The 25,074-nt window shown below is 46.3% G+C and carries 25 protein-coding genes; 19 read left to right on the top strand and 6 right to left on the bottom strand.

The window, feature by feature from the left end; all coding sequences use genetic code 11:
- Positions 1–91 precede the first annotated feature (91 nt).
- Positions 92–184 carry a hypothetical protein gene (locus BM318_RS14555; RefSeq protein ID WP_394333342.1) on the top strand — a complete coding sequence of 31 codons (93 nt, stop codon included), beginning with the start codon at positions 92–94 and terminating at the stop codon, positions 182–184.
- On the opposite strand, the gene BM318_RS14110 is transcribed toward BM318_RS14555, so the two are convergent.
- A complete protein-coding gene (locus BM318_RS14110; protein ID WP_092983368.1) occupies positions 177–803 on the bottom strand; it encodes an SDR family oxidoreductase in 627 nt (208 codons plus the stop codon). The genes BM318_RS14555 and BM318_RS14110 overlap by 8 nt on opposite strands.
- Before the next feature lie 102 nt (positions 804–905).
- Between BM318_RS14110 and BM318_RS14105 the strand changes: the two genes are divergently transcribed.
- Positions 906–1,823, top strand: a complete 918-nt coding sequence (locus BM318_RS14105) for a DUF5996 family protein (RefSeq protein ID WP_092983366.1) — start codon at positions 906–908, stop codon at positions 1,821–1,823.
- Here BM318_RS14105 and BM318_RS14100 read toward each other — a convergent pair.
- Positions 1,820–4,231 (bottom strand): zinc-dependent metalloprotease, encoded by a 2,412-nt coding sequence (locus tag BM318_RS14100; protein ID WP_092983364.1) that lies wholly within the window; start codon positions 4,229–4,231, stop codon positions 1,820–1,822. The genes BM318_RS14105 and BM318_RS14100 overlap by 4 nt on opposite strands.
- Positions 4,232–4,417: 186 nt before the next feature.
- On the opposite strand from BM318_RS14100, the gene BM318_RS14095 reads away from it, so the two are divergent.
- The 14 genes from BM318_RS14095 to BM318_RS14030 all read left to right on the top strand — a co-directional run bounded on the left by BM318_RS14095 (position 4,418) and on the right by BM318_RS14030 (position 19,005).
- Entirely contained in the window at positions 4,418–4,855 is a 438-nt protein-coding gene (locus BM318_RS14095) for a hypothetical protein (RefSeq protein ID WP_092983362.1), read from the top strand.
- A 77-nt stretch (positions 4,856–4,932) separates the two neighbouring features.
- Positions 4,933–5,541 (top strand): DJ-1/PfpI family protein, encoded by a 609-nt coding sequence (locus BM318_RS14090; RefSeq protein WP_092983360.1) that lies wholly within the window; start codon positions 4,933–4,935, stop codon positions 5,539–5,541.
- Positions 5,538–6,368, top strand: a complete 831-nt coding sequence (locus BM318_RS14085) for a helix-turn-helix domain-containing protein (protein WP_177218321.1) — start codon at positions 5,538–5,540, stop codon at positions 6,366–6,368. Before BM318_RS14090 ends, BM318_RS14085 begins: the two co-directional genes overlap by 4 nt.
- Before the next feature lie 59 nt (positions 6,369–6,427).
- Positions 6,428–7,015: an SRPBCC family protein gene (locus BM318_RS14080; protein ID WP_092983359.1), complete on the top strand. Its 588-nt coding sequence runs from the start codon at positions 6,428–6,430 to the stop codon at positions 7,013–7,015.
- A 36-nt stretch (positions 7,016–7,051) separates the two neighbouring features.
- Positions 7,052–7,501 carry a DUF1801 domain-containing protein gene (locus BM318_RS14075; RefSeq protein ID WP_092983357.1) on the top strand — a complete coding sequence of 150 codons (450 nt, stop codon included), beginning with the start codon at positions 7,052–7,054 and terminating at the stop codon, positions 7,499–7,501.
- Positions 7,485–7,922 (top strand): SRPBCC domain-containing protein, encoded by a 438-nt coding sequence (locus BM318_RS14070; protein WP_092983355.1) that lies wholly within the window; start codon positions 7,485–7,487, stop codon positions 7,920–7,922. Before BM318_RS14075 ends, BM318_RS14070 begins: the two co-directional genes overlap by 17 nt.
- Before the next feature lie 23 nt (positions 7,923–7,945).
- Positions 7,946–8,698, top strand: a complete 753-nt coding sequence (locus tag BM318_RS14065; protein WP_092983354.1) for an amidohydrolase family protein — start codon at positions 7,946–7,948, stop codon at positions 8,696–8,698.
- 94 nt (positions 8,699–8,792) lie between these two features.
- Entirely contained in the window at positions 8,793–9,605 is an 813-nt protein-coding gene (locus BM318_RS14550) for a LytR/AlgR family response regulator transcription factor (RefSeq protein ID WP_092983352.1), read from the top strand.
- A 90-nt stretch (positions 9,606–9,695) separates the two neighbouring features.
- Complete coding sequence (locus BM318_RS14055) at positions 9,696–10,313, top strand: dioxygenase family protein (RefSeq protein WP_092983351.1); 618 nt, start codon at positions 9,696–9,698, stop codon at positions 10,311–10,313.
- A gap of 161 nt (positions 10,314–10,474) precedes the next feature.
- Positions 10,475–11,716, top strand: a complete 1,242-nt coding sequence (locus BM318_RS14050; RefSeq protein ID WP_092983349.1) for a cation:proton antiporter — start codon at positions 10,475–10,477, stop codon at positions 11,714–11,716.
- A 4-nt stretch (positions 11,717–11,720) separates the two neighbouring features.
- Complete coding sequence (locus BM318_RS14045) at positions 11,721–14,075, top strand: TolC family protein (RefSeq protein ID WP_092983347.1); 2,355 nt, start codon at positions 11,721–11,723, stop codon at positions 14,073–14,075.
- 25 nt (positions 14,076–14,100) lie between these two features.
- Positions 14,101–15,189, top strand: a complete 1,089-nt coding sequence (locus BM318_RS14040; protein ID WP_092983551.1) for an efflux RND transporter periplasmic adaptor subunit — start codon at positions 14,101–14,103, stop codon at positions 15,187–15,189.
- Positions 15,190–15,211: 22 nt separating this feature from the next.
- Complete coding sequence (locus BM318_RS14035; protein WP_092983345.1) at positions 15,212–18,331, top strand: efflux RND transporter permease subunit; 3,120 nt, start codon at positions 15,212–15,214, stop codon at positions 18,329–18,331.
- On the top strand, positions 18,328–19,005 hold the full coding sequence (locus BM318_RS14030) for a potassium channel family protein (protein ID WP_092983343.1): 678 nt from the start codon (positions 18,328–18,330) through the stop codon (positions 19,003–19,005). Before BM318_RS14035 ends, BM318_RS14030 begins: the two co-directional genes overlap by 4 nt.
- A 3-nt stretch (positions 19,006–19,008) precedes the next feature.
- Here the strand turns inward: BM318_RS14030 and BM318_RS14025 are convergent, their stop codons facing one another.
- Positions 19,009–19,647 (bottom strand): hypothetical protein, encoded by a 639-nt coding sequence (locus BM318_RS14025; protein WP_092983341.1) that lies wholly within the window; start codon positions 19,645–19,647, stop codon positions 19,009–19,011.
- Positions 19,648–19,857: 210 nt separating this feature from the next.
- Between BM318_RS14025 and BM318_RS14020 the strand changes: the two genes are divergently transcribed.
- Together BM318_RS14020 and BM318_RS14460 are read left to right on the top strand one after the other, a co-directional pair.
- Positions 19,858–20,505: a peroxiredoxin gene (locus BM318_RS14020; RefSeq protein WP_092983340.1), complete on the top strand. Its 648-nt coding sequence runs from the start codon at positions 19,858–19,860 to the stop codon at positions 20,503–20,505.
- 128 nt (positions 20,506–20,633) lie between these two features.
- Positions 20,634–20,804 carry a hypothetical protein gene (locus BM318_RS14460; protein ID WP_177218320.1) on the top strand — a complete coding sequence of 57 codons (171 nt, stop codon included), beginning with the start codon at positions 20,634–20,636 and terminating at the stop codon, positions 20,802–20,804.
- A gap of 111 nt (positions 20,805–20,915) precedes the next feature.
- On the opposite strand, the gene BM318_RS14015 is transcribed toward BM318_RS14460, so the two are convergent.
- The 3 genes from BM318_RS14015 to BM318_RS14005 are packed head-to-tail and all read right to left on the bottom strand — an operon-like array spanning position 20,916 to position 21,793.
- Positions 20,916–21,116, bottom strand: a complete 201-nt coding sequence (locus BM318_RS14015) for a hypothetical protein (RefSeq protein ID WP_092983338.1) — start codon at positions 21,114–21,116, stop codon at positions 20,916–20,918.
- Between the two features lies 1 nt (position 21,117).
- Complete coding sequence (locus tag BM318_RS14010) at positions 21,118–21,462, bottom strand: hypothetical protein (protein ID WP_092983336.1); 345 nt, start codon at positions 21,460–21,462, stop codon at positions 21,118–21,120.
- A 1-nt stretch (position 21,463) separates the two neighbouring features.
- Positions 21,464–21,793: a YtxH domain-containing protein gene (locus BM318_RS14005; RefSeq protein WP_092983334.1), complete on the bottom strand. Its 330-nt coding sequence runs from the start codon at positions 21,791–21,793 to the stop codon at positions 21,464–21,466.
- Positions 21,794–22,008: 215 nt separating this feature from the next.
- Between BM318_RS14005 and BM318_RS14000 the strand changes: the two genes are divergently transcribed.
- Positions 22,009–25,002 carry a hypothetical protein gene (locus BM318_RS14000; RefSeq protein WP_092983333.1) on the top strand — a complete coding sequence of 998 codons (2,994 nt, stop codon included), beginning with the start codon at positions 22,009–22,011 and terminating at the stop codon, positions 25,000–25,002.
- The last annotated feature ends 72 nt before the right edge of the window (positions 25,003–25,074 follow it).

Here is a 25,074-nt window from a genome sequence, read left to right as displayed (position 1 = left end):
CTTTATAGGAGGAAGCAAGGCAGATGATAGTTGAGTTTCGGTCAATAACAAAGATAAGCCATAGGAATTACTGTATAGGAGCCTGTAGGTTTTGGCCACGATACAGGTTCAAAGTATTCATGCCGGCATACCGTATCGAGATGCACATTTACGCACCGCTGACTTCTTCGATAGCCTTAAATAGCCTCCATGGCTTTACCAATCAAGGTTTCACCCTCCAGTATTTCAAAAGTTATGTTTTTTGGCGCATCGTCGTGTAGTGCTCTCACCAGTACCTGAGCTACATCTGCTCGGGGTATTTCACCATGCTTGTTGAGTTTTTCGGCAAGCACAATTTTTCCCTTCTCATTTTCATCATTCAATGTCCCTGGTCTGACAATAGTGTAGGTTAAACCACTATTTCTTAAGTGCTCATCTGCATTTTGCTTCGCCCGCATATAGTCTTCCATACCGTCTATGGCTTCAGGATTATCGGCTCCCATAGAACTCAGCATCACAAACTTTTTGACCTTCGCCATTTTAGCTATTGCCATTAATCGCTTGGCCCCTTCCTGATCTACTTCCACCACGTTCTTTCCATTGGATCCAGCCGCGAAAACCACCTTATCTACGCCTTTAATTGCTTCGGTTAAATCTTCAGTTAAGTCTGCTAAAACGGTAGCTACATTCTCGGTACTGAATTGCTCCAATTGCTCTTCCTTTCGAACCATTGCAATGGGTTTAAAATACTGTGATGATTTTAAGAGATTCACCACTTTTTTTCCAGTAGTACCTGTGGCGCCAGCCACTAATATATTTTCCATATTCTTTCTTTTTCAATAAATTAAACAACACCTTAACTTATGAATAAACGCAGCGGGGTCTTGACACACTTACAAGAAATGTTGAATCATATGCAATAACTGATGACTTCTAAACAAACTCAAAATTGGCCACAACTGAGCTTTTCCGAAATCCAGGATACTCTGGAAACGGTGCATCAATGGATACAAATCGTGGGAAAGATCAGATTGAGGACAATGCCCTGGCAAAACCATTCCTGGCATGTTGCCTTATACGTAAGTACGAAAGGATTTACTACGAATCCCATTCCCTATCAGGGTCGAATTTTTCAAATAGACTTCGATTTTAAAAAGCACAAATTATATGTGGAATGTTCGAATGCCGGAAAGGAAGAAATGGACCTCTACCCGAGAACGGTGGCCGACTTCTATCGCGAGCTTTTTGAGAAATTAGATGTTCTCGGAATAGACGTAAAAATCCATGGTCGTCCCAACGAAATGGAGCCTGCTATTCCTTTCTCAGAGAACACCACCAATAAAGCCTATGACAAGGAGGCTGCGCATGCTATTTGGAAATCCATGCTCAAGGCCAATGAGGTGTTCAATAAATTCAGAAGTGATTTTGTGGGCAAAGTAAGTCCGGTACATCTGTTCTGGGGGGCATTTGACTTAGCGGTAACCCGGTTTTCTGGAGAGGATGCGCCATTACACCAGGGGGAAATGCCCAATATGCCTACAGATGTTATGCAAGAGGCGTATTCCAAAGAAGTCAGTAGTGCCGGATTCTGGCTGGGGTCAAAGGACTTCCCCTTTCCTGCCTTCTATGCCTATGCCTATCCGAGTCCTGAGGCGTTTGGAAAACAGGAAGTGCAACCTGCCGAAGCCTTCTGGAGCGATGAAATGGGAGAATTTTTCCTGAAATACGAAGACGTACAACAAGCTTCCAACCCGGATGAAGTCTTAATGTCTTTTCTACAAAGCACCTATGAGGCATCCGTCAAGACTGCCCAATGGGATCGGGCTAAACTGGAACGAAATTAATCTGCCGGATCCAGGATAGCTTCGATTCGAGCTTTCAGGTCTTCTACATGATATTTGGATGCGGTGTCGCGATAGCGGGACGCTGCTTTCTTCAGGTCGTCCTGCAGGCTGCTGAGCGTACCACGGGCTATGGCCTTGATATCCGATTGATTCAGTTTGGCGCCTTCCAGGGCCATCAGTGCTTCCATCTTTTCTATAAATGACCGTTGCAGGTTTCTGCGATAGGGATCGATCTGCCGGCCGGCAGCTAACTCCCCAAAAATCCCACGTCGGGTATCCTCGAAAAGGTTCACCATGGTATAAGCCGAGCTGCCGTTCAGGGCTTCATTTTCCATTACACGAACCAGGCGGTCGCCGTCAAATAGCATGTTCAACGCCATATCCTGCAACCTACGGACCCGATTGGTAACTCCTTCGTCTTCGATGCGGTTTAAGATGGCATCGTCAAGCAGCCAGGTAGGTGTGGCAAAAACGTATTCGTTCATAAAGCCCACAGCGGCCTGTTGCTTACTGCGGGGAACATGCGAATAAACGGCTCCGTCCTGGTCGGAGTATTTTGTTTGCTCGTAAACCCCGCCAACGTTCCGACCTACATGGCCGATATACCGGCGGAACTGGCCATATACCTGGCCGTACATTTCGGACAGGTCTTTGTAATCCTTATCATTTTCTGTGGTGTAGCGACGCAGTGCCGGAACAATGCGCTTCAGGTTGGCTACCCCCAGCTGGCTGGCGTAAACGGCATCATCTCCCAGGTCCTCCGTTTGAGAGGAAGGATCGATCCCGTTGAGGCGGCCAAAACGCAGCGCCGGATCCCCAGCGCGTTCCTCAATCCAAGTGTTCAGAATAGCCTTATCCGCTTCGGGTGTATCCGCGTTGAGGTTTAGCTTGTATCCGTACTCAATGGCCCACTCGTCGTACTCCCCGATTTGCGGGTGGACGTTCTGTACTCCGTCTTCGGGTTGGGCAATATAGTTGAACCGGGCGTAGTCCATAATACTTGGTGCCGTTCCGTGGGTATCGGTAAAGGTACGGGAACGCAGGGAATCTACCGGATAAGCGGGTGAAGACCCCATATTATGCGGGAAGCCGAGCGTATGCCCTACCTCGTGGGCAGATACGAATCGGATGAGTTCCCCCATCACCTCATCCTTGAACTTATAACTCTGAGCTTCGGGATTGATGGCTGCCGTTTGTACGAAATACCAGTTCCGCAGCAGGTTCATGACGTTATGGTACCAGAGGATGTCGCTTTCCAGGATTTCCCCGGTACGCGGATCGTGCACGTGCGGGCCCTGGGCGTTCTGGATATCCGTGGTGATATATCGGATTACCGAGTAACGCACGTCTTCCGGACTCCATTCCGGGTCTTCCTCCTTACTCGGCGGATCCTTGGCCAGGATGGCATTCTTAAATCCGGCCTTTTCGAAAGCCTTTTGCCAATCCTCTACCCCTTGCTTGATGTACGGAGCCCACTTCTCGGGGGTCGCAGGATCTACATAATACACAATAGGTTTTACCGGCTCTACGAGCTCGCCTCGCATATAGGCTGCCTTGTCTTTGGGTTCCAGGCGCCAGCGGGTGATGTAACGCTTGTTGGCTGCCCGTTGCTCATCCAGGCTGTAATTGGTCTGACGCACGCTGAAAAAACCAACGCGCTCGTCGTGCAAGCGAGGCATCCAGGGATCTTCTGGCAGGAGGATAAAGCTTTGATTCATCTCCACGGAAAGGGTCTTGGTAAGACCATTGTCCGGAAGTTCGTCCCCGTTATACGTCAGGATTTGGCGCACTTCGATGTTCTGAGGGTAGGACTTTACCGATTTGATCAGGGAGCGGCTCTTGTCCAGGTTTTTGATCTTGAAATTCTTTCGCTGGCGCTCGGACAGGGCACCAATCATTGGAATGTCCGAGGTGAAAAACCCGGTGACATCCACCACCACGGTACTGTCCTGACCGTAGGTGCTCACGTCAAAACTATGAATGATGGGCTCAAAATTGTTGTTTCGAACACTTTGGTAAACCGGATCTTCCTCACTGGCGACGCTGTTGTAGGACACGCTCCGCAGGAGTACTTTTTTATCGTTTTCCTCAAAACGAATCACTTGCTGCGGCCGCGTCTTCATCCCGGCACCACCGAAGGAAAGGTTCTTCACATAGCCCGACATCCGGCTTACAATCAGGATTTCCTTCCCCAAAAGATCCCTTGGAATTTCAAAGAAATACTTACCATCTACTTGGTGGGAGGTGATAAAACCTTCATCGGAAACCGCCTCCTCGGTAATAACCTCTTCGTACTTTTTAATCTTGTCTTTTTTCTTGTCGTCTTTGCCATTGCCTTTGTCTTGGGCAATTGCAGGAGAAGACAGGCCCAGCAGGAGTATGCCAGCCAATAGGGTAGTAATTCTCATGGAATTTGAATTAATTATGTGGATTGCGGTAAGGTCGTCTAAAATGTCCAGTAAGATACGAATGGAAGGATATAGGGGGCAAGCAATTGTAGCTTGGAAAAAGACTTAATCCTTTCATCTGCAAGAAATTCATAACTTCATTCGGTTATCAATCCCATATCATTCGTCTTAATACTCAATAGTCAAATGAAAAGAAGGAAATCAATTTCGATACTACTCTTAACTATTGGTCTGGTTTTGAGTGTTGCCTTTCTTTTGAAGATTGATTTTCCTCAGGGATTCGAAGCCTACTTTAAAAGGGAATATTATAATCAATTTGGTCCTCTCGCCATAAGCGTAGAACTTTTAGTCGCAAGTTACTATCTCCTTATAGCACATGAGAAGACGAATTTTGCCCTGGCCCTTTTTGGATTTACCGCCTTGCTGGATCCTATCTTTAACCTGGTAGGTCTTTTCGACAGCATTATGCCACTATACGGAACAATAGTATTATCGATATGCGGGCTATTCTCTATTTGGCTGGCATTTGCAAACCCTTTTGAATTAAAACGCCTATCGCGAATTCTAGCCCTTTTTAGCCTGGTGCTTGGGATAGTGGTTGAGCTATTTTTCAACTATTTCTAATACAATATTTGCCAACTTAGGCCAGAGATTTTAAGATTCGGAGACATCACTGCAATCGAAATGGAATAAATCCTACTATGGAAATCACTATCATCATGTTCGAAGATTATGAAACATTAGATGTTTTCGGGCCTGTGGAAATTTTTGGTCGATTGGTAGATCGCTATACCCTTAAGTTTTATTCACTAGCAGGAGGAATTGTCACCAACAGACACGGGGTTCACATTGTAACCGAAAAATTGGAATCCTTAAGAAATAAACCTGAAATATTGTTGATCCCTGGTGGTCTGGGAACGAGACTGGAGGTGGAAAATCCACAACTTATCAATAAAATCAAGGAACTGGCCCTACAGAGTAACTATGTTCTTACCGTATGCACCGGTAGTGCGCTTCTTGCAAAATCTGGACTTTTGGATGGAAAATTGGCGACCTCTAACAAACGGGCTTTTACCTGGGTTTGTTCACAGAATACCAATGTAAACTGGGATAAGAAAGCGAGATGGGTAGTTGATGGTAAATACTATACCTCTTCCGGAGTGAGTGCAGGAATGGATATGACCTTGGGTTTTATAGCAGATAGACATGGCGAAGACCTCGCAAAAAAAGTAGCATGGGAAATTGAATATCATTGGATTGAGGATAAGGACTGTGACAGTTTTAGCGAAAAAGAATATAAAGACATATGATATTTGAAACCCACACCATAAAAACACCACTGGTCGATTATATCGAATCGATTTTCTATCATAGCGGTTTCAAACCAGACCATTCCATTGAGCGGGTAGTGCCCACAGGGCACCTCTTTATCATAATGGCATTAGATGGGTTTACCTATCACACTTTTAATAAGGAAACCTTGCAACCCAATGGAACCTACTGCGATGTTTGGGTTTCAGGCATGCATAAGAATTATCTATCGATTTCTGCACATCAAGATGCTGAAATGCTCGTGATTCAATTCAAGACCAAAGGGGCCTATCCTTTTCTGAAAATTCCTATTCACGAATTGAATGATAAAGTAATTCCGGCTCAGGATGTCTTTGGTAATGAAATCCTGGAACTTCGAAAAATGGTCTTGAAGGCAAAGGGCAGCGCAATGAAGTTTGGTCTTGTAGAAAAATGGCTTTTGTGTCGATTTGAAGGGCATAAGTCCGCACCATCTGAACTCGTAGCTATACTGGAACAACTACGATCCCAACCTATCTCTGAAAGCAAAGAAATCGTTGCGTCTTTTACGAATTCTCAAAAGCACCTCATCCATGAGTTCAAAAAGTACTTCGGATTGACGCCCAAGGTATTCCACCGGGTTTTTCGATTCAATCAAATAGTATCACAGATTCAGAATAAGGAACCTTTAAAATGGACGGATATCGCCTATGAGTTTGGATATTCGGACCAATCCCACTTTATAAGAGAATTCAAAGAATTTTCAGGGTTCAATCCACAAGAATTTATCAAAGCAGATTTCCATAGAGATGAGCCTAATTTCTTCCCGCTAGATCGTCATGGTTAATTTTTTACAATCAAAGCAGCATCACAATTTTTAATTTGCGGAGAATAAAAATCGTCTCAATGAAAAGATCCGCTATTCAGATTTTACTATTATGCCTTCCCCTAATTGGGCTAAGTCAAACCAAAGAACAAATTACAGTAAGTAGAATCACTTCTGTAATCGATTCGACACATGCAGATAATGTAGTTCTCACGCAAAGCTTTATTGTCAATGCACCTGTGGATTCAGTATGGAAGGCATACACAACAGAAGAGGGTTGGGAAAGTTGGGCGACAGCCATTGCCCAAATTGATTTCAGGATTAATGGTGTGATCAAAACCAATTACAATAAAGCCGGAGAAATTGGGGATAATTCCACTATCACGATTCACATCCTGAATTATGTGCCAAAACGAATGTTAACGCTGCAGGCGGAATTAACGACTAACTTTCCTGAATTTATGAAAGCCGATGCAAAAGACCTATACAATACCATACTTTTTGAAGAATTAGCTCCTTCAAAAACAGCTGTTACTTCATTTGGTATTGGGTACAAAAGGAATGAAAAATATATGTCTTTGATGAAATTTTTTATCCAGGGAAACGAGCAGTCCTATCTGAACCTGATCTCTTATTTAGAAACTGGTAAACCTAGTGTAAAGTATTAATTCAGAGCCCTTTCTGCAATAATTTATAACTTTCTGATGAAACCCTTTGAACTAAAATCAAATGCTGAAGTGGAATTAGTTTTTACTAATTATCCGGAGGTTGTTCGCGAAAAGATGCTTAGACTAAGAGCATTGGTGCTGGAGACCGCTAAAGAACTTGAGGAAGTTACATCCTTGGAGGAGACATTAAAATGGGGAGAGCCGAGCTACCTGACGAAGCATGGAAGTACCCTTAGGATGGATTGGAAGGAGAAATCACCAAACCAATATGCGATGTACTTTAAATGTACAAGCCGGCTGGTGGAAACCTTCAAAGTAGTATTTAAGGATACTTTTGACTACGAAGGAAATCGGGCAATTGTTTTTCAGTTAGATGATCAGGTTCCAAAGAATGCGCTTAAAAAGTGTATAAAAGCAACGTTGTCCTACCATAAAGTGAAAAAACTATCAACCTTAGGGATACAAGCAAATGAACCTCGAATCTAACGCCTCCATTCAAATTCAGAAGCCGATAAACGAGGTTTATGACGGAATCGTAAACCCGGAGAAAATGGTCAAATACTTTATTTCGGAAAGTACCGGACCCCTTGAGACTGGGAAAGAAGTGATTTGGAAATTTCCTGAGTTCCCGGAGAGATTCCCGATAACGGCTATTAAACTTAAGGAAAATGAATCCATTTCATTTGTTTGGGATCCTGATACGGTTGTTACTATAAAATTGGAGGAGTTATCAGATAAGAGCACAGTAGTCCGCGTAAGGGAAAGCGGGAAGGAATTCAGTGAAGACAATCTGAAATGGGCTTTGGAAAATTCAGGGGGATGGGCAAATTTTCTGGCTTGCCTGAAAGCCTATTTGGAATATGGGATTCAACTTCGAAGGGGAGCTTTTGATTTTATGAGAAAGTAAGTAACTAGTACCGCCTAGTGGATATGGAGATTTTCGATTCACATTTTCACATTATCGATCCCCGATTTCCACTGGTGGAGAATAGTGGATATCTTCCTCCTACTTTCACAACAGAAAACTACGCTGAAGCTACCTCTAAATATAAGCTGGTAGGAGGAGCGGTAGTTTCCGGCTCTTTTCAAGCCTTTGATCAGGAGTATCTCGCAGATGCTCTCACTACCTTGGGTGACAATTTTGTGGGAGTGGCGAATATCCCATATGACATCACTGATAATGCATTGGAGCGGCTAGATCAAGTAAATGTTGTGGCCGTTCGATTTAACGTTAAAAGAGGAGGTTCTGAAGAGTTTGAGAGGGCCGAAGAATTATCCAATCGCCTCTATGAAAAATTTGGTTGGCATACGGAATTATACATTGATAGTACTGAATTGGCGGAATACAAATCGGTATTAGAGAATATTCCCCGATTTTCGATTGACCATTTGGGATTGTCTAGAAATGGCCTGGAAGAATTATACTACTGGGTTGAAAAGGGTGTCAGGGTAAAGGCAACTGGGTTCGGACGTTTAGACTTTGAACCTTTAGCAGTTATGAAGCAGATCTATGAAATTAATCCTAGAGCACTTCTCTTCGGAACAGACTTACCATCGACCCGTGCAAAGGTTCCTTTTACGGATAAGGACGTTCTGATAATTGAGGAAAATTTTACGCTTGAAGAACAGGCCAACATATTTTACAGAAACGCTCGTGACTGGTATATGGCAAAAAAGAATTAGGCTGTTGCTGAATGCTACACTGAATAGTTGGCAATAAAAAGAGCAGTCACTATAAACAGCCTGGTGATTTGAAAATTGCTAACTTAAAGGAGCAATGGAACAGTTAGTATACAAAGTTGGTTCAGCGTCTTTCAAACCGAAAAAAAGCGCATTCCGATTTGGTTTGTATGTTTTAATCATCGGTTTCTTCGTTTTGCAAGACTACATAAGCAGTCAAATCCGAGGAACAGGATTCTATATTTCCGAGTCTTTACTTTACAATCATATCTGGCTTTTTGTTGTTCCCCTCACTTTATTGGAGCTTCGGTTACTGTCCTACTTTGCCTATACTAACCCAATCAAGCGGTTCCTTTTTCTTTTGCTATTGAGTAGTTTACTTGTGCTGTTGCACATAACCCTCTTCACTTCTTTTTTTGTCTCGGTTAGCTACCTGCTGTGGACACCGTCGCATCGCTTTGTAAGCATATTCGATTCGGCACTGTCGAGCGAATTCAGTATTCTCGCGCTCTATTATTTTTTCTTGCCGAGACTTTATAAGTTCTATACAAAACCCATCCAGGAATCGGAAATAAGGGCAGGTTATGCTCGGACCATTAGGGTAAGGAGTGGCCTCAAAACGATTGTCCTGAATCCCAATACAATTGAAACTATATCAACAGATAAGCCCTACACTTTTATAACTACTCCTGCCGATAATTTTCTCGACAACAGGTCCTTGAAAGCTTTCCAAACTATCCTTGACCCCGCTGAATTTGTTCGGGTAAATCGCACTACCATAGTCAATAAAAACTGCTTGCTTGAACTTAAATCAAGAAAGAATGGCGACTATGATGCGGTGCTACGCAACAAAAAAACAATACGATTGAGCAGGCATTACCGAAGGAATTGGAAAACACTACTCCAGTAAGCCCAAAATTCACTCCACTTAGCCTTTTTTAGGTGCTGGCACCCCTGCATTACCCAACCTTACTAACTAGCTTCATCGAAAAGTAGCGAGATGGGATTTAAGAGTAAATTAATGGGTAAGGGCATGGCGATCTTTTTCATTACCATTTTCGGTTTTAGTTGTAGCGTCTATAGCCAGGTCGACCAGCGATGGCTGCGCAGTTGGAATGAGGCGATCAAAATGAAGCCAGCCGAAATAGCGGCTACAGGCAGCATTGCCCCTAAGGATGAACCGGGCGAGCCGCTTGTTATCAGAGGGAGGATCTATACGCCGGATAATACTCCGGCGACTGCCGTGCTTATCCATGCCTATCACAGGGACTCCAAAGGATTTGATTTTGGAAAAAATGATTCGGAGCTAACTACCTGGAGACTTCAAGGGTGGGCAAAAACCGATCAGGATGGATTTTTTACGTTCAAAACGATCAGGCCAGCACCCGACCATATTGGGAGAGAGGGGCCGCATATCCACTTCACTGTTGTCTCTGAAAGCTATGGTAGACAATGGGCGCCAACCGTCTTCTTTTCCGATGATCCCAGCCTTTCGGCATCACAACGCAATGAATCTAAAAAAGCAGGACGATTTGGTTGGATTGCCCAGGTCAACAAAGAGAATGGCGTCCAAACCATTACCATAAATATCCGGCTTAAGGAAAGTGGCGACTTCTAAACTTTAGTGCAGTACTGAACCTGGCATAGTAAGAACCCGTTTCAGGCAGCAGCTCTGATCGAAGTCTCTCCAATGTATCCTCCCCGTTAAGAATCTGGGTAGGAGGAATTTAATTTTGCTTGTAATGACCAAATCAAATATCTTGGGTTTTTAACCTGGGTATGGAGTATTTCAACATTATTAGCGTGCTGGTATTTCTCTCGGCCGCCTTTGGATATCTAAATCTACGCTACTTTAAATTACCCAATACCATTGGGCTCACCTTTATCACCATCCTATTTACCCTGGTGGTATTTGCGCTTAGTTATTTTGACGACACCCTCCTGAAGGCAGAGCGGTTCATCATTTCCCGGATCGACTTTAAGGTGGTCCTCCTTGATATTATGTTGAGTTTCCTGCTCTTTGCCGGCGCACTGCATACGGATTTGCAGAAGCTTAAGGAGCAGCGGTGGCCGGTATTGTTCTTTGCGACATTTGGCGTGTTGGTTTCCACCTTTTTAATCGGGACAGGGATGTACTACCTGCTGGGGCTTATCGGGTTGCCGGTGGATTATATCTACTGTTTGCTTTTTGGCGCGCTAATCTCACCCACCGATCCCATTGCGGTGCTGGGAATATTGAAAAAAGCCGGGGCACCCAAGAAACTCGAGATCAAGATTGTGGGGGAATCCCTTTTCAACGATGGGGTAGGGGTTGTGATATTCCTGACCATTTACGGTTTGGCAAGTGGAAGCGGGGCGGAATTTTCCCTGGCATCCGTAGCCGAATTGTTCCTTGTGGAGGTATTCGGAGGAATTTTACTCGGATTGCTCCTGGGTTGGCTTACCTTCTATTTCCTCAAGCGGATCGACGATTATAATATCGAAGTGATCATAACCCTGGCCACCGTAATGACCGGCTCATTGATCGCAACGCACTTACATGTCTCGGCGCCATTGGCTATGGTGGTGGCCGGGCTTTTTATCGGCGGAGAAAAGGCCCGATCCAAAGCCATGTCCGAACGCACGGAAAGCTATGTCGACCGCTTTTGGGAGCTATTGGACATCCTGCTCAATACCATCCTCTTTGTGCTTATCGGAATGGAGATGCTGGTGCTTGAATTTAACCAAACCTATATCTACGCCGGATTACTGGCGATCCCGGTTGCCCTGTTATGCAGATACCTGTCGCTGCTCGTTCCCGTGAACCTCTTCAAGAAACGCCTGGATTTTGTGCCCAATACTACCCTGATCATGACCTGGGGCGGTCTGAGAGGGGCCATATCCATAGCCCTGGCCCTGGGGCTAACCGAATCCATGGAGCGCGACCTTTTTCTGGTGATCACCTATGTAATTGTGGTATTCTCCATTCTGGTTCAGGGCCTTACGGTGGAGAAGTTAATTTCCAGATTAAAACTGAAATAGTACGATGATGAATCGAATGGAAGTTCCAAAATCCGGTATCAAAAGCATCATTCAACTCTTGTTGTTATTCGTAGTTGTTGTGGGAAATGCTCAGGAAAAGCAGACCTACCGCATCGGGATGATGGTAGATTCCCGAACGGCAGAAACCAGCGTGTTATTTAACCAACTGGAGTCCGAGGTTAAGGCCGTGGTGGGTGAAGATGCGATTATTGAATTTCCACCAGAATATATCCTGAGTAATAACTTCAGGGTAGCTCAGGCCAAAGCCAATTACCAACAGTTGCTGGAAGGGGAAGTAGACATAATCCTGGCGTTGGGCTCTGCCAGCGACATCGTATTTCAGGAGGAGGCGGAATTCCCTAAACCCACGGTTTTATTCGGTGTCCTGAACACAGATTTGTCCAAGCTGAACCTGGAGCAACAGACCTCGGGGGTTGAAAACTTCAGTTACCTGATGGGGGTACAGTCCTTTGACGCGGACCTGACAACTTTGAAGGAACTCACCGACTTTGAGCGCGTGGGAATTGCTATTGAGCGCGGGATTGCCGAATCGGTGCCGCTGGAGCAAACCTACGACAGGGTACTTGCCCGTCTGGAAGCCGATTACGGTATTATTCCCTTTGAATCTGTAGAAGATATTATTGCCGGGATAGAAGGATACGATGCCCTCTATCTGGCCGGTGGTTTTTCGCTGGAAGATGCGCAGATCCAGCGATTGAGCGATGCCTTACTGCAAACAGGCCTACCCTCTTTTACTTCCACAGGTGCAGGCGATGTGGCCCTGGGGATGATGGCTACCAACAGTAACAGTAATAATATTGATCAAATTATTCGTCGCATTGCGCTGACTATCGAAGCCTATGTAACCGGCTCCAATTTGGCCGACCAGCGGGTTTTTGTGGATTTTGAACAGCGCCTCACGGCCAATTTCAATACCATGCAAAGGCTCGGGGTTCCCATACGCTACAGCCTGATTGCACGAACGGATTTCGTTGGGGAATTTCAAAATCAGCTTTCTCAAAAAAACTACTCCCTGCTCGATGTGATCAACGATAACCTGGAGCGGAACCTGGGCCTGCAAGCCCAACTCAGGGATGTGGAACTCAGTAGTCAGGATGTTAAAACGGCGGTAAGCAACTACTATCCCAGTGTTACGGCCAATGCCACCTTTACCAACATCGATGATCGGGTCGCCATGCCGGGAATTAGCCCGGAGTTCTCCACAGATGGAAATATCCAGCTAAACCAGACGATCTTCTCGGAGGCGGCTAACGCTAATATCTCCGTTCAGAAGAACCTGCAACGGGCCGAACAAGAGATTTACAATGCAGCGGCGCTCGATGCCATCCTCCAGGCATCCAACCTGTATTTTAACGCCCTGGTCAGCAAGGTCAATGCGCGCATCCAAAGCCAGAACCTGCAGCTGACCAAAGAGAACCTTAGGATTGCTACCCAGAATTATGAAGCGGGCCAATCGGGCAAATCGGACATGCTGCGATTCCAAAGCCAAATGGCGCAGAATACCCAGTCAATGATCGAAGCCGTAAACCAGTTAGAGCAATCCTTCATCGCCATTAACCAACTCCTGAATAACCCGATTAATTATGAATTGGATATAATCGATGCCCGGCTGGGCGAAGGGGTTTTTGAGTCTTACAATTATGAAGAGCTGGCGGATCTCCTGGATAACCCGCAACTCATGGAACCCTTTGTAGCCTTCCTTATCGAAGAAGCGAAGAACAATTCCCCGGAACTGGCCGCCCTGTATTATAACCTCAAAGCTGTAGAACGGAATTTCAATTTTAATACGTTGGGCCGTCTCCTGCCTACTGTTGCGCTACAGGCCAATTACAATCAAAATTTCAATCAGTGGGGCGTAGCCAGTATTGATCCCGATCCAGATAACAACTACAATGTCGGGGTAAATTTATCCATACCTATCCTGAATCAGTTCCGTACGAATATCAACCGGCAAACGGCGCGCATTCAGCTCGACCAACTCGAACTCAATAAGCAAAACACAGAGCTCGCCATTGAGAGTAATATCAGTACGGCTGTGTTGAATGTAATCAACCAAATTTCGAATATCCGCCTCTCCGAAGTGTCCGTGAGAGCTGCCGAAGAAGCCCTGGAACTGGTACAGACTTCCTATGCCGAAGGGGCGGTCAGTATTATCCAGCTAATCGATGCACAGAACAACTACCTGCAAGCCCAATTGGCGCAGGCCAGTGCTACCTATAACTTTTTATTGAATACCATCCAGCTCGAACGGTTTATGGGATATAATTTCCTGTTGCATACCCCGGAAGAGAATGCGGCATTCCGGCAACGGTTTGTGACATTCTTAGCTGAAAACTAAAACGGACTGCTATAAAATGAAGCTTATGAAATTCAATCGACTCGCAAGGAATCTGTCCGCCGCCCTTTTACTCGCTACACTGGGATGTGCCGGCGAAAAAGAAGAGCAAAAGGAATTGGTCCGCCCCGTGGAATATCAAAAGGTATCCTACGCCAATGGCGCTGAGCAGCGCACCTTTAGTGGGACGGCGCGTACTGAAAAGATCATTAACCTGAGTTTCCGTAGTTCCGGAATCCTGATTCAGCTCGATATCCGCCTGGGGCAGGTGGTTAAAAAAGGACAATTATTAGGCAAGCTGGATAATGTAGAGTCCCGCCTGAATTACGAGCGATCCGTGACTTCCCTCAATAGTGCGGAATCCCAAATGAATACTGCAAAACTCTCCCTGGACCGGATACGGGTGCTTTATGAAAAGGGGAGTGCTTCGCTAACGGATTTTGAATCGGCCAAAAACTCTTATCGCAACGCCCAGCAGAGTTACGAATCGGCCAAACGCAGTGTCTCCATAGGGCAGGAACAGGTCAACTATGGATTTCTCTATGCGCCGGAAGACGGCGTCATTACCTCCGTTACCGCTGAGGTTGACGAAAACATCAGTCCGGGCCAAACCATCGCTGTGCTCAATGCAGGTACCGAAATGGAGATCGCCCTGGGATTGCCGGAAAGTATTATCAATCAGGTAGAAGTAGGGATGCCCGTGGCCATTACCCTTTCCTCCCTGGCCGAGCAGGAATTCCAGGGAACGGTAACCGAGCTGTCCCCGGCAATCGATGTTAATACGGCTACCTATCCGGCCCGGGTAAAACTCAATAAAGCCAGTGAAGATGTAAAGACAGGGATGGCTGCCAATGTAACCTTTGCCTTTGCCGAAGACGAAAATCATCAAAGGGCTTTGCGGGTACCGGCCAACTCGGTAGGGGAAGATAGTTCGGGCCGCTTTGTTTTCTTGGTGGTACAGGAAGGAGATAAAGCCACGGTAAAGAAAAACCTGGTAAAAGTAGGCAACCTGAATTCCTCGGGCTTTGAAATAATAGAAGGCCTGCAGGAAGGTCAGCTCATAGCCACAGCGGGCTTGCAAACCCTGTTGGACGGACAGGAAGTTAGCCTACAGTAAACCCATAAAACCAGCCAGGGGTATGAACCTTACGCAATTTTCTATAGAAAAAAACCGGATCACCTTTACGATACTGGGAACCATAATGTTGCTCGGTATTGTCCTGTATCAATCCCTGCCACGGGATTCTATGCCTCCCTACACAGTGCGGGTAGCTTCCGTGGTTTCCTTCTTCCCGGGTGCGAGTCCGGAGCGGGTGGAATTACTGGTTACCGATAAGATTGAGAAGGTGGTTCAGGAACTTCCCGAACTCAAGGAAGTAGGGAGTACCTCCCGGACCGAACTTTCGGTGGTTCAGGTAACCCTGAAAGATGAGGTGGCACCGGAAGATATGCAAGCTGTCTGGGATCGTTTGCGCAGGAAGCTGGCGAGCATTCAGGGCCTTCCCAATGGGGTGAAACCGGACCTAAAGGACGACGGGGTCGGTGATGTCTATGGGATAGTCGTAGGCCTCACATCTGATGGCTACTCCTATGCCGAAATGAAATCCTATGCCGATGACATCAAGGATGCCTTGATTAAGCTTCCCGATGCAGCCAAGGTAGAATTGGGGGGTGTTCAGGACGAACGCGTTTTTGTGGAATTCGACAATGCCAAACTAAAGGAATACGGCCTTTCGGCCAGCAAGCTGCAAAACATCATTACAACCACTAATATTTTGAGTAGTGGGGGTCAAATCAATTTGGACAAGGAGCGTATAATCCTCGAGCCTACCGGGAATTTCAATTCCATAGACGATATACGGGAAACCTTGATACCGGTTGGAGCCAACGGCACGCAGTTGCTGCCCCTCGGCGATATTACCACAGTTACTCAGGGGTATATCGATCCGCCGAAACAAAAGGTTCGGGTCAATGGGCGCGATGCCATATCCATGCACGTAAGCCTGAAGGATGGTTCCAATGTTATTGCCCTTGGTGAAGATATCGATCGGGTCCTGGATCGGTGGCGGGAAAAATTACCCGTTGGCCTGGAATTAGGCAGGCTTTCGTCTTTGGATACTTACATCGATGTAAAGATCAGCGACTTTGTCGTGAATCTCATGCAATCCATAGGTATTGTCCTTCTTGTAATGCTGGTTTTCCTGGGCTTGCGTTCCGGGACCATAATCGCCAGCCTCATTCCGATTGTGGTAGTCATGACCCTGATGCTTATGGGGGTTATCAATATGGGATTGAACCAGGTTACGCTGGCCGCATTGATCATGGCGCTGGGAATGATGGTGGATAATGCCATTGTGGTGGCCGAAACGATAATGGTTAAATTGGAACAAGGCGTTCCCAAAAAGCAGGCCGCTATTGAAGCCTGTACGGAACTGTTTACGCCCCTGCTGATTTCCACCCTGACCACCTCGGCCGCCTTCCTGTCCTTTTACCTGGCAGAGTCTACCATGGGCGACATCGTCGGTCCCATCTTTGTGGTAATTTCCCTGGCCCTGCTTTCCTCCTGGATCATTGCACTAACCGTAATCACCCTTTTCTGTTACCTCTTCTTAAAAATGACGCCGAAGGCTGAGCAAAAGGAGAGTATCATTGATCGTACGATTAATAAACTAAAGGGCTATTACAAGAACTTAATCCTTAAAGCCCTGGCGAATAAGTGGCCGGTACTGATCGCCATATTCGTCGCATTTTTCTTGGCTATTTACGGCTTTACCAAGGTGGCTTTTGTCTTCTTTCCCGACAGTGATCGAAACATGATTACTGTGGATATTAACCTCCCCCTGGGGACACAAATCGAAACCACTTCCGATGTGGTGCTGGGGATCGAAAAATTCATGACAGACTCCCTGCAGGTCAATGCGGAGCGTCCCAATGGTATTGTAGACTGGTCGGCCTATATTGGAGAGGGACCTGAATCCTATGACCTTGGGTACTCCCCGGATGAAGCCAATTCCAGCTATGCCCACGTTCTGGTAAATACCTCGGATTTCATTTATAACAATGAGATGGTAGCTCGCCTGGATGCATTTTGTTTCCGGGAATTCCCGGATGCCGACATCAAGGTAGGATTATTGGGCTCCGGAGGTGGGGGTACCCCAATTGAAGTTAAAGTATCCGGGCCAGATCCCGATGAGTTGGCGAATATCGCCACTACGATAAAAGCACGCCTAACCGAGATAGCCGGCACCAAGAATATCAAGGACGACTGGGGCCCCAAGAGTAAGAAATTCGTAATTGACATTAATCAAACGCGGGCCCAGTCGGCAGGGGTGACCAACCAGGATATTGCCACCTCCCTGCAAACGGTCCTCGATGGTTTCCAGACCGGGGAATACCGGGAAGAGGATAAATCTATCCCGATTGTCATGCGCAGTGATGCCAGTCAGCAATTGAATCTGGAAGCCCTGGAAACCCTGAACGTTTACGCCCAGAATTCCGGGAAAAGCGTTCCGCTTTTGCAGGTTGCTTCTATTGTCCCGGAATGGCAGTACAGTAAGATCAAGCGCCTGGATATAAACCGAACCGTGATTGTGTCCAGCGAATTGCGGGAAGGGGCCAATGCCTCCGCCATTACCCAGGAACTTACTCCCTGGCTGGACGAGCAAAGTGCTTCCTGGGATTCGGATTATTCCTATAAGTTCGGGGGAGATGCCGAAAACACCGCCGAGAATATGGGGGCGGTAATCAAATACCTGCCGCTATCGGGCTTTATCATTGTATTGCTGCTAATCATTCAATTCAATTCCTTCCGTAAAATGACCATGGTCTGCCTGACCATTCCCCTGGCCATAATCGGGGTAGTTATTGGGCTTTTGCTTTTTCAGGAGCCGTTCGGGTTTATGCCATTCCTTGGGGTAATCTCCCTGGCGGGGATAGTGATCAACAATGCTATTGTACTCATAGACCGGATGGAGGTGGAACAGCAGGTCCTGCAGCGCTCTGAGAAGGATGCGGTGATCATGGCCTGTTTGCAGCGATTCCGTCCAATTTTGCTGGCGACTTTTACCACCGTACTCGGTCTGATTCCGCTGTATTTGAGCGGGGGTGAGATGTGGGAAGGCATGGCCGTAAGCATCATGATCGGTTTGCTTTTCGGAACGGTAATTACCCTGATTTTCATCCCGACTTTTTACAGTGCAGTATACAAAGTAAACTACAAGGATTACGACTTTGATCCTGCATTGCTGGCAGAATCTTGATTGCCCGTTGGTACCATAGACGTTTCGAAATATTCCTGGCCACCCAGGTAGCCATCTTATTCGGATCCCTGGTCGTACCGGCTGCTTTTTTCGAAACGGTCCTGGAGCCTGTGCTTTTCCTGTTGAATCTCGCGGCCGGAGTTTTGTTGCTGTCCCGAAAACCCCCTATGATGTGGTTTGGGATTGCCGTGCTTGCCCTGAGCACGCTGATTTTTGCTTTATCCGCTTCTGGGGAACCCGATTCTGAAGGGCTTGGCTTGGTCCGTATGGCTGGATATTTTTCCTTCTATCTCTTAGTCGCAGTGGAAATTATTAAGCAGGTGTGGCGCGCAAAAAAAGTAGGCCGCAATGTTATTTATGGCTTAACCAGTGGATATATCTGCCTAGGGCTGATCGGCTTTTTCATTTGCCTCAGCATTGAGCTGGTACACCCGGGTTCATTTCAGGGATTGGTGGCGGAAAATTCAGGGACCTCTACAGGTGCTTTAACCGAACAACTGATGTATTTCAGTTTCATAACCCTGATGACCATCGGCTATGGGGATATCCTGCCCATCACCGCACTGGCCCAGAAAGCGGCTATGTTTATTGGGTTGGCAGGACAGTTTTATCTCGTAATTATCACCGCAGTAGTGGTGGGCAAGTTTTTGCAGCAGCGAACCGAGGCGCAATAGTCCTTATCGCGTCATATTGTTTTCGGCCAGGGAACCTACCAGTTCTTTGGCGTATTTATCTACAGTTTTCCTGATATCCATCGGATCCTTGAACTCAAACCGACCTACCCATTGCATATTTTCTGTGGTATTGGCATCCAGACGAAAGAGGCTGCTTTCAAAAACATAGCGCACTCCACTTACATAATCGTCCGGTTCCCAGGTGGTATACGGGTAAAAGGAGATGTAGCGACCAAACCGTCCGACCCGCGTGGGAATGTAGGTGGTATTCACGCTTCCCGGTAGTACTTCGGTATAATCTTCAGCCGAAACTAAATGCGTAACGATGACCCCGTCGTAACCTGCGGAGAGCAGATTGGCTTTTATAGTCGCCAGCTCACTATCGGAATATTCCCGGGTAATGTCCAGCACCTGTGGGTTTTTAAAAGAGGCTACCCCCGTATATCCCCGGGCAGCAAGTTCATTCACGACAGCGTTCTCGAAAGCCGCGCGGGCAGTATTATCCTTAGAACGACCTACCACGAGAATCTTGTTATACGATTCTTTGGTGTTACTGACATTTTCGAAATGGGTGAGGTAGGTGGAACAGCTTTGCGTGAGCAAGATCGCAAGAATCAGCAGGAATGTGAATTTTGGTTTCATAGGACAGTAAATAGCTGGTTTTGTGTTAGGGACATGAAAATAGTAATTGTTCAATAAACGTAAATCGGGTTTTGCCGAAATCTTTGTTGGTAACCGCTTATCCGCTACAATTTTAATACACATTTAACCTGGTGGTTTTTACAAAACATATTAAATCTATTAGTTTTGTAGGGTAATAAAATTTAGCAACAAGAAATCCTATAAAATATCATGGCAACACTACGATTAGGGGATACTGCCCCGAACTTTACCGCTGAAACTTCACAAGGCACCCTGGACTTTTACGACTATCTGGGAGATGGATGGGGAATACTGTTTTCCCACCCTGCCGATTTTACACCGGTCTGTACTACCGAACTCGGTACCGCTGCCAAATTCAAAGACGAATTCGAAAAGCGCAACGTAAAAATGATGGCCCTGAGCGTAGACCCGATCGATTCCCACCACGAGTGGATTAAAGACATCAATGAAACCCAGAATACGGTGGTGAATTTTCCCATTGTGGCCGACGACGGAACGGTGGCGGAGTTGTATGACATGATTCACCCAAAAGCCAATGATAAGCTCACCGTGCGTTCGGTATTTATCATTGCCCCGGATCGTACCGTAAAACTCATCCTTACCTATCCGGCTTCCACCGGGCGTAATTTTTATGAACTCTTAAGGGTAGTGGACTCGCTCCAGCTGACTGCCTATCACAAAGTAGCCACTCCTGCCAATTGGAAGAACGGCGAGAAAGTAGTGGTGAGCCCTTCCATTCCTACTGAGGAAGCCCGGGAAATATTTACCAAGGGGGTAGAGGAAGTAAAACCTTACCTGCGCTTTACTCCGGATCCATTGGCCGTATCTCAGGTGTAAACTGTTCAATCCAGAATACTTGATTTAACATTTTATTAAGTTTAAGTGTCTGATAATAAGTGATAAACGAGTCAATGATTCGTCTAATAGCAACCCGATTCTCGGCAATCTCCGATTAAATTTGAGATATGGAAATTGCTATTTTTATCGGAATACTATCAGTGCTAGCGCTGGGCGTCATTGTCTACATGCTGTGGATTAATGAGAAAGATGCCCGGCAGCAAGAGCGAGAAGACGCGATACTTCATTCCTGGAATGAAGAGAAACAGGCACACGAATCTGGTTTTTTAGATAATTAAGGTTGTTCTCTGTCCCGAAATAATTGCACCGGCAAGCCTCAAAGCCGGAGTAATTATCAAAAAAAGCCCATCAAAACTGATGGGCTTTTTTAGGTTCAAGGTTATTTTTTATCAAGAAGCAATCTTCCTCATAAGCCAAACCATTCCCCACCTTCTGGCAAGCTTTAGTACCATACTAGTTAAGTTATTGGGTATAAAGCGTTGTTGAAATGTCAGGCCAGCGGCCTTTGCTTCTTCTACCGCTATTTGACGTTGCAGATCATAGACTCTGAGGTCTTGTTCTATTTCTTCCAGGGAATCGTATATGCGCATCTTAACTAAAATAGGTTTTAGACAATTTTTGAATTATTGGCCGGTACAACTTCTTCCTCAAAGCAAGGGTAAGGCCTGCGAGGCCAATGAATACCAGTGCTACGAGGATCCATCCCAATGCAGGATTTTGCAAGAGGTCACCCAGGGCAATGGCGCCGGCGATTGCGCCAAAAACAGCTGCGAATAACAGCAAACTTCCAACAATCAACGCCTCAACTAAGGAGGTTGAGAGGGTAGCCAGTAGCTGGAATATTTTTAAATCATAATATTTCCTGCTGGCTTTTAAATAGCGTTTGCCTTGCTCCAGGGTACCGGGCTCATGATGTGATTGAACTTCTGTAGACATATTATGCAGAGCGAAGGTTTTTATTCTTTTTCTTGAGTACCTCCAACTTGGTTTCCAAGGCAGTAATCAAATCCTCTGCTTTGTAGCTGCCATCTTCGACCAACTCAGAAATTCGTTCGTCCATAGATGCCTTGTGGTCTTGAGCACTACTTACAATGGCCTCTTTTACCTCCATGGCTTTGGCGCCGATTGCATCAGTTGTTTCTGTCGCCTTTTCTGAAATTTTACGTCGGGTTACCGAGCCTTTATCAGGGGCGAACAGAATTCCCAGCGTTGCTCCGATGGCGGTTCCGGCTAAAATTCCCAGTGCAGTATTTGTGTTATTACTCATTATGTTTTTGTGATTTTAGGGTTAAACAATGCTTTAAAGAAATATGCTAATGTGAAAGCGAATTCCTTAACTCTTTTGATTTTGATCTTGGCTGATTTCCTAAAAACCGGATTAAACCAGCCCATTCACCTATTATTTGACCAGCTTGCAGAAAGAAATTTCTTATAATTTTCGGGAATACTATCTTTATGAAAATACCTGAGATTACTTCCTGAATGCTGGACTCCCAAGACTTTGATTATTCGCCACGCAGGATTTTGCGGGACATGCTTCCCTATCCCATCCTGACCATTCTATTACTAGCCCTGGTCTTTTTGTTTTGGACGGATGGCGTTTTTCTAAGGATTCTGTTTGTGGTCTTTATGATCTACGCGGTTAACCTGGTCGCCTTAGTCGCATTGGGGACGGGAGAGCAAACGAGCCATTTATCCGGGCGCATTCTGCTTTGCAACCTGGGCTATTCGGCCGGCCTAACCTTAATCCTTCTCCTCTTTACCGGCTTTTTCAGGGACTCCGAAAGCGGCGTACTCTATTTTGCTGCGGCCGGTTTTGGCCTGCTGATCGCAACGTTTTTCATCACCACCCTTTCCTTTCTATCCTATTATCTTATTTGGCGCAAGCAGCCTGCCCGCGAACCCTGGAATTGGAAATCGCTTCCCGTCTCAGGTTTCCTGCTGGTTAGTCTGTTCGTTTTTGGTTTTTTTACCAATTCAAGGCAGGAGGAAAAAGGTATCGTCAGATGGTCGGAACGGGAGGTGAATTGGGAGGATTTTTACCAGGTCGGCAGCATCGAAGGTGGCTATTCCGCTTCCATCTATTCGGGAATTGCCAGTCCGGATGTCATTACCGATTCCAACCCGAGTATTTATGCCTATATGGATCCCGATTTTTCCGAGAAATTGGAGGGAATGGAGGCCTATGACGACGTGCTGCGACACGAGCAATACCACTTCAATATTACCGAATACTGCGCCCGTTTAATGCGCAAGGAAGTTTTGGAAACCGGCCTGGGCGGCTTGTCTACTCCGAAATTGAAGGAGATGCATCAGCGCTATTACCGCAAGCTGGACAGCCTGCAGGATGCCTATGACACCGAGACTGATCACAGTGTAAAATACCATAGCCAGCAGGCCTGGGAAGCCCAAATAGACGACTGGTTACGGCAAACTGCCAATTTTGCCGAAGAGAACATGTATAACTACCATCAGTTTGCCGGGGGCAGTGCCCAGTACTACAAGCACATCTATTTTACAATGGATCAGGAACTCCTGACCAGTCTGCCTGTTGGGCCTGCTGAATTTCCCAATGGAGAAACCTATGAAGTGGAATACTCAGGTCGCGGGAATCGCACCATTACCTTTTATCGCAACGGGGAGGTGACCAATGGCGGTTATTTCGGAACCGCTGTGGTGGAACTTTACCGCAAAAAAGGAGGAATTACAGAGGTGCACTACAAAAATCAGGACAAAGTATATACCCGGAAATTGATGAGTGCTATAATTCGGACCCAGGTAGATTCTACCGGTCGCATAACCTCCCAGTATTTTAATGATAAAGACCAACGGATAGCCCAGGATGGGGTATATGAAATAAGCTGGAGGTTACAACCCGATTCCACCTATCGATCCGTCTCCCGGAATCAAAAAGGAGAAATCGTTCCCAAGGAGGGCCCGATATATTTTGAGGAACGCCGCCTGGATAAACGGGGCCGGACCATTTACTCCCGCTACCTCGATCGGGCAGGACGCCCGGTGTTGGACGACGAATTTATTGCGAGCAGGCAGTGGGAATACAACAAAAAGAACCAAAGAATCCGTTATCGTAAATTCGATAAATCCGGGGCTCCTGCGGTGTATCTATCCGATTATCACCTTACCTACGACTACGATGAATACGGTCAGATTTCCAGGGTCAGTTCCCTGGACCAAGAAGGGAACCCTACCTATGATAACAACGGGGCTTCAATTTACGAATATACCTATGACCTAAAGGGCCGCGAGACCAGTATTAAACGTTTAAATGCCGCTGGCGACCCCATTGTAGCCAATGACGACTACTTCATGAAAGTCTACGAATATGGGGACAATGGGAAGTTGGCTTTCGAAGCGAGTTATTACCCGGGTTATGTACTGAAGTTTACCGAAGATCGTTGGGGAGCCACCCGTTATGCGTATGAAGGGGACAGCATTACCCTGCAATATAACTACGACGCCTATGGGAACCTCATGTCTAATGATGATGAGGTAGCCGCCATTAAGCAGGTACTGAATGCCGAAGGGCAGGTTGCGAGAAAAATTTACCTGGATACCCTGGGATTACCCATGGCCAAGCCCGATGGGGTAGTGGCCCACCAATATACCTATGACGACGTGGGGAACACCCTGAGTGAACATACCCTGGATTCCCTGGGAAGCCCGTTAGCAAATAAGGGAGACGTGGCGCTGACCCGTTGGGAATACGATTCCGAGGGAAATGTAGTTGCCACCCGATATTTTGATACCGACGATAAACCTGTTGCATTAGACGGAACCCACAAGACAACCATGGAGTACAACGAAACGGGTTTAGTCACTGCCGTGCATGAATATGATTTGGAAGATCAACCGATTCCTGGGGTTGCTACAACGCGCTATCGCTACAATACCTACGGTACCTTGTTCGAGGAACTGTATTTTGATGGCCGTGGCCGGCGAACCATCAATGCGAGTGGTATCAGCGGGCAACGCTATTTATTGAACAAGAGGGACTATGCCACCGGGGTTGTAAATATCGATTCCCGTGGGCGTATTACGAATAATTACTCGGGTTATGCCTTACAACGAAGGCAGCTGAATGAATTGGGGCATTTGGTTTCTCTTTCATATTACGATGAGAGGAGCCAGCCGGTAAGTGGGCCATCGGGTTATCACAAACTGGTTTACGAGTGGGCCCCCGTCGGGGAAATCGTGAAAGTCGCTTATTTCAACACCTCCCTGAATCCTACCAGCGATAATGAAGGCACTGCGGTTTACGAATATACCCTGGCGCCCTCTGGGATGGACCTGGAGGTCCGCCGATATAATGAGTTCGGCAGGCTGGCCGATAATTGGGAAGGCAAGGCAATCAGCAAATATGCAGAGACGCAGAATGGCCTGTATTATCTCTACGAGGAGTTAAATTCCTCCGGGGAAGTCGTATTCGAGGATAATGATTATCGGTTTATAGAGTAAAATGGCCTTCTGTATCTAGCGTAAACCAACACTATTTCAGTAAGCCCGTTCCCGAATTGATCGCTATTGCTC

Source organism: Robiginitalea myxolifaciens (assembly GCF_900115205.1).
Lineage (GTDB): Bacteria > Bacteroidota > Bacteroidia > Flavobacteriales > Flavobacteriaceae > Robiginitalea > Robiginitalea myxolifaciens.
Note: the sequence above shows the minus strand (reverse complement) of the source record. Positions and strands in the feature narration are given on the sequence as shown.

Excerpts from the sequence above, each read along its gene's own strand:
- BM318_RS14040 (WP_092983551.1), top strand. The coding sequence starts at position 14,101 with ATGAAATTCAATCGACTCGCAAGGAATCTGTCCGCCGCCCTTTTACTC.
- BM318_RS14460 (WP_177218320.1), top strand. The coding sequence starts at position 20,634 with ATGGAAATTGCTATTTTTATCGGAATACTATCAGTGCTAGCGCTGGGC.
- BM318_RS14100 (WP_092983364.1), bottom strand. The coding sequence starts at position 4,231 with ATGAGAATTACTACCCTATTGGCTGGCATACTCCTGCTGGGCCTGTCT.
- BM318_RS14010 (WP_092983336.1), bottom strand. The coding sequence starts at position 21,462 with ATGTCTACAGAAGTTCAATCACATCATGAGCCCGGTACCCTGGAGCAA.
- BM318_RS14065 (WP_092983354.1), top strand. The coding sequence starts at position 7,946 with ATGGAGATTTTCGATTCACATTTTCACATTATCGATCCCCGATTTCCA.
- BM318_RS14070 (WP_092983355.1), top strand. The coding sequence starts at position 7,485 with ATGAACCTCGAATCTAACGCCTCCATTCAAATTCAGAAGCCGATAAAC.
- BM318_RS14095 (WP_092983362.1), top strand. The coding sequence starts at position 4,418 with ATGAAAAGAAGGAAATCAATTTCGATACTACTCTTAACTATTGGTCTG.
- BM318_RS14020 (WP_092983340.1), top strand. The coding sequence starts at position 19,858 with ATGGCAACACTACGATTAGGGGATACTGCCCCGAACTTTACCGCTGAA.
- BM318_RS14090 (WP_092983360.1), top strand. The coding sequence starts at position 4,933 with ATGGAAATCACTATCATCATGTTCGAAGATTATGAAACATTAGATGTT.
- BM318_RS14550 (WP_092983352.1), top strand. The coding sequence starts at position 8,793 with ATGGAACAGTTAGTATACAAAGTTGGTTCAGCGTCTTTCAAACCGAAA.
- BM318_RS14105 (WP_092983366.1), top strand. The coding sequence starts at position 906 with ATGACTTCTAAACAAACTCAAAATTGGCCACAACTGAGCTTTTCCGAA.
- BM318_RS14055 (WP_092983351.1), top strand. The coding sequence starts at position 9,696 with ATGGGATTTAAGAGTAAATTAATGGGTAAGGGCATGGCGATCTTTTTC.
- BM318_RS14080 (WP_092983359.1), top strand. The coding sequence starts at position 6,428 with ATGAAAAGATCCGCTATTCAGATTTTACTATTATGCCTTCCCCTAATT.
- BM318_RS14000 (WP_092983333.1), top strand. The coding sequence starts at position 22,009 with ATGCTGGACTCCCAAGACTTTGATTATTCGCCACGCAGGATTTTGCGG.
- BM318_RS14075 (WP_092983357.1), top strand. The coding sequence starts at position 7,052 with ATGAAACCCTTTGAACTAAAATCAAATGCTGAAGTGGAATTAGTTTTT.
- BM318_RS14015 (WP_092983338.1), bottom strand. The coding sequence starts at position 21,116 with ATGCGCATATACGATTCCCTGGAAGAAATAGAACAAGACCTCAGAGTC.
- BM318_RS14050 (WP_092983349.1), top strand. The coding sequence starts at position 10,475 with ATGGAGTATTTCAACATTATTAGCGTGCTGGTATTTCTCTCGGCCGCC.
- BM318_RS14110 (WP_092983368.1), bottom strand. The coding sequence starts at position 803 with ATGGAAAATATATTAGTGGCTGGCGCCACAGGTACTACTGGAAAAAAA.
- BM318_RS14025 (WP_092983341.1), bottom strand. The coding sequence starts at position 19,647 with ATGAAACCAAAATTCACATTCCTGCTGATTCTTGCGATCTTGCTCACG.
- BM318_RS14035 (WP_092983345.1), top strand. The coding sequence starts at position 15,212 with ATGAACCTTACGCAATTTTCTATAGAAAAAAACCGGATCACCTTTACG.
- BM318_RS14085 (WP_177218321.1), top strand. The coding sequence starts at position 5,538 with ATGATATTTGAAACCCACACCATAAAAACACCACTGGTCGATTATATC.
- BM318_RS14045 (WP_092983347.1), top strand. The coding sequence starts at position 11,721 with ATGATGAATCGAATGGAAGTTCCAAAATCCGGTATCAAAAGCATCATT.
- BM318_RS14005 (WP_092983334.1), bottom strand. The coding sequence starts at position 21,793 with ATGAGTAATAACACAAATACTGCACTGGGAATTTTAGCCGGAACCGCC.